The organism is Duganella vulcania, from assembly GCF_009857655.1.
In the GTDB taxonomy this organism is placed as follows: Bacteria; Pseudomonadota; Gammaproteobacteria; order Burkholderiales; family Burkholderiaceae_D; genus Rugamonas; species Rugamonas vulcania.
In genome coordinates, this window is the sequence record NZ_WWCX01000261.1 from 1 (window position 1) to 944 (window position 944).

Annotated in this window: 1 protein-coding gene and 1 pseudogene; both read left to right on the forward strand. The window is 72.6% G+C overall.

The features are described 5' to 3' along the window. Positions 1-468: hypothetical protein (locus GTP90_RS35845; RefSeq protein ID WP_161087943.1), on the forward strand; the 468-nt coding region annotated here is incomplete at its 5' end. Between the two features lie 69 nt (positions 469-537). Then, positions 538-944: pseudogene (locus tag GTP90_RS35850) on the forward strand (hypothetical protein); the annotation flags it as partial.

The window sequence follows — 944 nt, forward strand, 5'->3', positions numbered from 1 at the left end:
CCCGGGCAGCGCGGCAGGACGCGCGACGCCCACAACGCGCGCGACCCGCGCCAGGCGGACATGCGCCGTCCGGGCCACGACAGCGACATCGCCGAGCTCGATGTGCGGACGCTGGTCGCGCAACTGTTCGACCCGACGCCGTGCGTGCTGCAGGACGACGACGACGGCGACTGGTTCGCTGCGTCCGCGCCGGCCGGCGCGGCCCTGGACGCCGGCGACGGCGCGCAGGACGACGCGGCGCTGGAAGACGGCCTGCAACAACTGCACGCGCTGCAGGGCATCTTCGAGCTGCTGTTGCCTGGCGGCCAGGCGATCGGCGTCGTGGTGCAGCCGCTGGACGCGGCCGTGCATTTCCTGCTCAACGCCGGGGGCGGCGCGCTCGACACGCGCCTGCGCCAAAACAAAATGGAACTGGAACAGCGTTTGCAGCAACGTATGCGCAAGGATGTGCGTATCTCGGTGCTGTAGCGCCGGCGACGGCATCCGCCTTGCGGGCGTCGCCATCGCGCCGCCGCGGGCCCATCCGGATTCACGACCATGCACAGCACACCGATGATTTCACCCGCCGGCATACCCTTGCCGCGGCCGCTGGCGGTGGCCAGCATCAGCCGCGACCAGGCCGAGCTGGCCCGCCAGCTCGGCCGCGGACGCCAGGCGCCGCTGCCGGCGCTGGCCGACGACGCGCTGCTGACGCTGCACATGGCCAGCGATCCGTCGCCATCGTGGCTGGAGCCGCTGTCGATACAAGGCGGCTTTGGCCGCATTGAACTGGTGCGCGGCGCCCGGCTGCTGCGCGCGCTCACCGGCATCGATCTGGGCGACGACAGCCTTGCTCCCCACTGGGATTGGCTGCAGAGCGCCGTGTGCGCGCGCCTGGCCGGCACGCCGCTGGCCGACGCCGACGGCTTGACGCGCGGCGGCCTGGCCGTCGCCGGGCAGGAACT